The organism is Streptomyces sp. OR43 (assembly GCF_008042275.1).
Lineage (GTDB): Bacteria > Actinomycetota > Actinomycetes > Streptomycetales > Streptomycetaceae > Streptomyces.
This window is the reverse complement of sequence record NZ_RDBK01000056.1, coordinates 1-5,438: the sequence shown is the minus strand read 5'-3', so window position 1 is coordinate 5,438 and position 5,438 is coordinate 1. Positions and strand designations below refer to the sequence as shown.

The window sequence follows — 5,438 nt, the reverse complement described above, 5'->3', positions numbered from 1 at the left end:
ACCGGCGAGGCTCTTGGCCAGGGCCGGCCAGTCCGCCGGCGACCTCCGCACCGGCTGTTCCGGCGGACTGGCCGGCCCTGGCCAAGAGCCTCGCCGGTTCCCTCGTACGCCCCGACGACGCGGACTACCCGACCGCCCGTCAGCTCTACAACACCCGCTACGACGACCGGAAACCGGCCGCGGTCGCCTACGTCCGCCACGAGGCCGACGTCCGCGAGTGCCTGGCCTTCGCCCGGCGCAGCTCCGTACCCGTCGCCATCCGCAGCGGCGGCCACTCCTACGGCGGCTGGTCGAGCGGCAACGGACGGCTGGTCGTTGACGTCTCCTCACTCAACGGCGTCGACCGGAACGGCACGATCGGCGCGGGAGCCCGGCTCCTCGACGTCTACCAGGGCCTCGCCGCGCACGGCCTGACCGTCCCCGGCGGCTCCTGCCCCACGGTCGGCATCTCCGGACTCACCCTCGGCGGCGGTCACGGCGTCGCCTCGCGCGCCTACGGCCTGACGTGCGACAGCCTCATGGGCGCGACGCTCGTCACCGCCGACGGCAGGACGCTCACCACCGACGCCAAGCACCACCCCGACCTGTTCTGGGCGCTGCGCGGCGCAGGCAACGGCAACTTCGGCGTCGTCACCGAACTCCGCTTCCGTACCCACCCCGCACCGCAGACCGTCGCCGCGTACATGTCGTGGCCGTGGTCGCGCGCCCGGGCCGTGGTGACGGCCTGGCAGGAATGGGGCCCGGACCAGCCCGACGAGATCTGGTCCTCCGCACACGTCGCGGCGGGCCCGGGTGGCCTCAACCCGACGGTGTCGGTGTCGGCGTTCAGCCTCGGCACGTACGGCGACCTGCAGAACGCCGTCGACCGCCTCGCCGACCGGATCGGCGCCTCCGCGACCTCCGTCTCGCTGCGCCGCCGCAGCTACGAGGAGGCGATGCTCGTGTACGCGGGCTGCTCCGGCATCACGGACGCCCAGTGCCGTCTGCCCGGCACCACACCGGGCCGCGATCCGCAGGGTTCGCTCCAGCGCGAGACGTACGCGGCGGCCTCCGACTTCTACGACCGCTCCCTGCCCCCGGAGGGCGTCCGGACCCTCCTCGACCGGACCGAGGCCTTCACCCGGATCCCCGAGGACCAGGGCGGCGGCGGCTCGGTCGCCCTCACCGCGCTGGGCGGCGCGGTCAACCGGGTCGACCCGCGGTCCACCGCGTTCGTCCACCGCGGTTCACGGGTGCTGGCCCAGTACATCGGGGCGTGGCGCGCGGGGACGGCCGGCACCGCGCAGCAGAAGTGGCTGAAAGACACCCATGCGGCGCTGCGTCCCTACGCCTCGGGGGCGGCTTACCAGAACTACGCGGACCCGGCCCTGACGGGCTGGCGCACGGCCTACTACGGCTCCGCGCTGCCCCGGCTCGGCGAGGTGAAGAAGGAGTACGACCCGGAGGGGTTCTTCACCTACCCGCAATCACTGTGACGCAACCCCTCCGGCCTGACCGCCCGTCACCGTTGGGCCACACAGCTGCCCCGTGTGGCTCCGGCTGACCGCCCCTCACCCGGAACGGCGCTCAGGCTGCCAGCCCTTTCTCGCCTTCCGAGCCGCCTCCCGAACCGGGGCGCGGCTCGGGAATCCCGAGCGCCTCGCCACCGTCCCCGGCCGCCGCGGCGAGCGGGCGGCGCGACCTGACCAGCCGGCCCAGCCGGCCCGACCGGGATACGGCGCCCACCAGGGGGGTCAGCAGCATCATGGCGAGCGGCGCGAGGAGCAGCGCGGCGGCCGTGCCGAGCGCGAAGCCGCCGATGACGTCGGTCGGGTAGTGAACGCCCATGTAGATCCGGCAGAACCCTTCCAGCAGGGCGAGCGCGATCGCCGCGATGCCGAACTTCCGGTTCGCCACGAAGAGCCCGACGCCCAGTGCCATCGCCATGGTCGCGTGATCACTGACGAAGGAGAAGTCGTTCTTCCCGTCCACCAGGACGTCGAGCCCCTGATGGTCCTTGAACGGACGCGGCCGTTCCACGAATCCACGGATCGGGATGTTGATCAGCAGGGCGATCCCGGCCGCGAGCGGCGCCCAGACCAACCCCGCGACCGCGCTCACGGAATCCTCGGCCGTGCCGCGCCGGCGGACACTCCACCAGCACCACAGGACCACCAGGACCATGCCGAGCATGATTCCGTACTCACCGACGAACTCCATGACCCGGTCGAACCAGGTGGGAGCGGACTTCGCGAGCCCGTTGATGTCGTAGAGCAGGCTGACATCGGGGTTCGACCCATCCAGTGCGAGTCCAGCCATCTGCCGCGGCCCCTTGCCTTGTCTGCTGCTGCGGCACACACCCATGTGCGCCGCTATGACGAACCCCCGTATTCGGTTCGGTCACTTACGTGCGTAGGGGCGACGCTAGGTCAGTGGCTGCGGCCCCGGTCCAACCAGAGAACGACGCGTCCCGTGCGTACGTTCCACTCTCTACCGAATGATCACCATGACGTTATCGAAGAGTGACTCATCGTCGCAGCTCAGGGCCCAGGCTTCACAGAGAGTTCCGGCCACCGACGCCGCCACGTCAGGCCGCCGGCTGCGCGGTCGGCAGGGCCGCGGCACCGTCCTTGGTGACGCGGGTCGCACCGAAGTAGTCGGGCGTGTCGATCTTGTCGAAACGGATGACGGCACCGGTGTACGGAGCGTTGATCATGTAACCGCCTCCCACGTACAGGCCGACGTGGTGAATGGCCCGCGAGTTGCTGAGATCGTCGGAGAAGAACACGAGATCCCCAGGAAGCAGCTGGTCGCGCGAGGGGTGCGGCCCGGCGTTGTACTGATCGTTCGCCACACGGGGCAGCTCGATGTCGACGGTCCGGTACGCGGCCTGGGTCAGCCCCGAACAGTCGAACCGCCCGCCCTGCTCCGGGGTTCCGTTACCGCCCCAGAGGTACTTGGTCCCGAGCTTCTTCTGGGCGAAGTAGATGGCCCCCGCCGCCTGCTGAGACGGCTGCACCCGCCCGACGGGCCGGGCGAAGCTCTTCTCCAGGGTCCGGATGATCTTGACGTAGTTCTGGGTCTCCGCGATGGCGGGGACCCCGCCGGACTTGATGACCCGGTACGCACCGGCGTTGTAGGCGGCGAGCATGTTGTCGGTCGGATCCCCCGGCACCTTCTTCACGTACCCGGCCAGCTCGCAGTCGTACGAGGCGGCGGACGGAATCGCATCGGCGGGATCCCAGACGTCCCGGTCCCCGTCGTTGTCCCCGTCGAGCCCGTGCGAGGCCCAGGTGCCCGGGATGAACTGCGCGATGCCCTGAGCGGCGGCCGGACTCTGCGCACGCGGATTCCAGCCGCTCTCCTGGTAGAGCTGGGCGGCGAGGAGGGCGGGGTTGATGGCAGGACAGAGGTTGCCCCACTTCTGCACAAGCGGCTGGTACTTGGCCGGCACAGCCCCCTTGGCCAACGCCACGGCCCCACCCCCGCCGCCCGTGAGGCCGGCGGCGGCGGAGTACGTACCGACGACGAGCAGCGCCACGAAGAGCATGGCGGCTCCGACGCCGATCCCACCTGCCATCCAGTATTTCCGCACCCCTCAACCATCCCCCATCGGGGAGGGGTTCATGGGTGTTTTCGACGGTGTGTACGAGTCATTGGGGTCACTGATGAGCCATCAGGATGCGCCGGTGGACCAGAAGTCGGAGTGGACGTTGGGACGGGGGAGCGGGTACACCCCCTCGTAGGACGGCCCGTTGGGCGCCGTGGTGGACTCGGCCACGGCAGACTCCTCCACGCAGGGGCTGTCCACTTCGAAGAAGGCTTGCCCTCCGCCAAAGATTAGGCTCACGCCAAAGCCGCCCTGACTTTGCGCATAGATGGCGGGAGAATCCTGGTCATTATTGACCCCCTTAATCTTGAAATTATGCTTCCGCCAATCCCGCTCCACCAACCCCAGGAAGCTTCCCCTTCGCTCGTCTGACACGATGGTCATAACGGACCGACGTCGCGTCACACCGCAACTTCCCGTAGTGGTGGGGCCGTGAGCCCACTGAACAGGAGGCTCGATGCTCGCCAATGTTGTATCCATGATTCCATCTGCTCGGTCCGCAGCTTCCTGCATATCCATGTCCACCCTCTTCCCGCCCGCAACGCAGCCGGCCAGAGCTACACTCAGGCCAATGGCCACCACGCACCTAAAGACGAACCCCTTCACCGGTACTCCTCCGCCTTGAGCCGACGAGATTGTCCAGCCGCAACCAACGCAATACTGTTAGCCGATGAGGCATCTCGATCTGGATCGAAGTATTGAGAGTGTGCGTCGATTGATAGTCCGTGACCGCCGACTACGCGTGGCCCATCACCTACGGGAAACCGCCTAGCGCCGAATGCCTCGCTGGCTGGGTCCTGACCAAACCAAAGTTCATCATCTTCCTGATCGGCGATCTCGCCAACCAGGTACGCACCACCGGGCCCTGCAACGGCCATGCCTACAGCGCCAACAGCACTCTGTTGCTTGGATGGCAACTTCGTGACAACGTCGTTCTCGGCTGCCCCGACGAAAACATGCTCCTTGCCCACTCCAAGCTCATCCGCACGATCGACGCCAACCCCCGGGCTTCCTACCAAGACGATGTCGTCCACGCCTGGGATGCCGCCCGCTCGCTGCGTTGCGGCACCTACCGTGCGCGAACCGTAGGAGTGCCCAATCGCTGTCATGTGCGGGTCCTCGTTCTCGTTCGTGGCAGACACACCTCCCATAAACTGATGGAAAGCATTTCCACCCCTCTCGGCTCGCTCATCCCCCATCACGTCAAGGCTGCCCCACCCATCTGGCGATTGCGGCGCATCGTAGCCAAGCCAAACAATCGCCGCGCTGGACGGATCGTGCCGCTGCATTCCGATGGCAGTATCGCGCGCCCGCTTAAGATCGTTCTTCGCGAAATCCGCATCCAACGACGTATTCAACCCCGGCACATAAGCCGAAACATTCCGCGCCGTATCCGGATTCCCATAAGAAACGATCGCTCGCCCGTTCCCCTCATCGCCGATGCCGRGCGGGACCGGATCGAGAAGCAGTTGCTGAACGGATTGCGCGAGACGCAGCAGGGCGCGGCGGCGGACGCGGCAGTGGGGCGGTTACGGCAGCTGAGCCGGAACCTGCAGTACGTGTACACGGAGTGCGGCCTCGTCCGTACGACGCTGAACAGCCTCGCGCACGAGATGAAGGCTCAGCAGCGGGCGCTGCGGGAGATCGACCGGCAGTTGCAGGCGGGACGGCAGCCGCCTATGTATTTGCTCGGCATCGGCGATGAGGGGAACGGGCGAGCGATCGTTTCTTATGGGAATCCGGATACGGCGCGGAATGTTTCGGCTTATGTGCCGGGGTTGAATACGTCGTTGGATGCGGATTTCGCGAAGAACGATCTTAAGCGGGCGCGCGATACTGCCATCGGAAT

The 5,438-nt window shown here is 67.3% G+C and carries 5 protein-coding genes and 1 pseudogene; 2 read left to right on the top strand and 4 right to left on the bottom strand.

Annotation, left to right across the window (positions count from 1 at the left end):
* Positions 1 to 1,475: FAD-binding oxidoreductase (locus EAO72_RS40225; RefSeq protein WP_148022340.1), on the top strand; the 1,475-nt coding region annotated here is incomplete at its 5' end.
* 91 nt (positions 1,476 to 1,566) lie between these two features.
* On the opposite strand, the gene EAO72_RS40220 is transcribed toward EAO72_RS40225, so the two are convergent.
* From EAO72_RS40220 to EAO72_RS40205, 4 genes are all read right to left on the bottom strand, one after another.
* Positions 1,567 to 2,298, bottom strand: a complete 732-nt coding sequence (locus EAO72_RS40220; protein ID WP_148022339.1) for a phosphatase PAP2 family protein — start codon at positions 2,296 to 2,298, stop codon at positions 1,567 to 1,569.
* Between the two features lie 268 nt (positions 2,299 to 2,566).
* Positions 2,567 to 3,559 carry a C40 family peptidase gene (locus tag EAO72_RS40215; protein WP_148022338.1) on the bottom strand — a complete coding sequence of 331 codons (993 nt, stop codon included), beginning with the start codon at positions 3,557 to 3,559 and terminating at the stop codon, positions 2,567 to 2,569.
* Positions 3,560 to 3,655: 96 nt separating this feature from the next.
* Positions 3,656 to 4,114, bottom strand: a complete 459-nt coding sequence (locus EAO72_RS40210; RefSeq protein WP_148022342.1) for a hypothetical protein — start codon at positions 4,112 to 4,114, stop codon at positions 3,656 to 3,658.
* 77 nt (positions 4,115 to 4,191) lie between these two features.
* Positions 4,192 to 5,004: an alpha/beta hydrolase family protein gene (locus EAO72_RS40205; protein WP_261991858.1), complete on the bottom strand. Its 813-nt coding sequence runs from the start codon at positions 5,002 to 5,004 to the stop codon at positions 4,192 to 4,194.
* Between the two features lie 207 nt (positions 5,005 to 5,211).
* On the opposite strand from EAO72_RS40205, the pseudogene EAO72_RS43660 reads away from it, so the two are divergent.
* Positions 5,212 to 5,438, top strand: a pseudogene (locus EAO72_RS43660) (alpha/beta hydrolase); the annotation flags it as partial.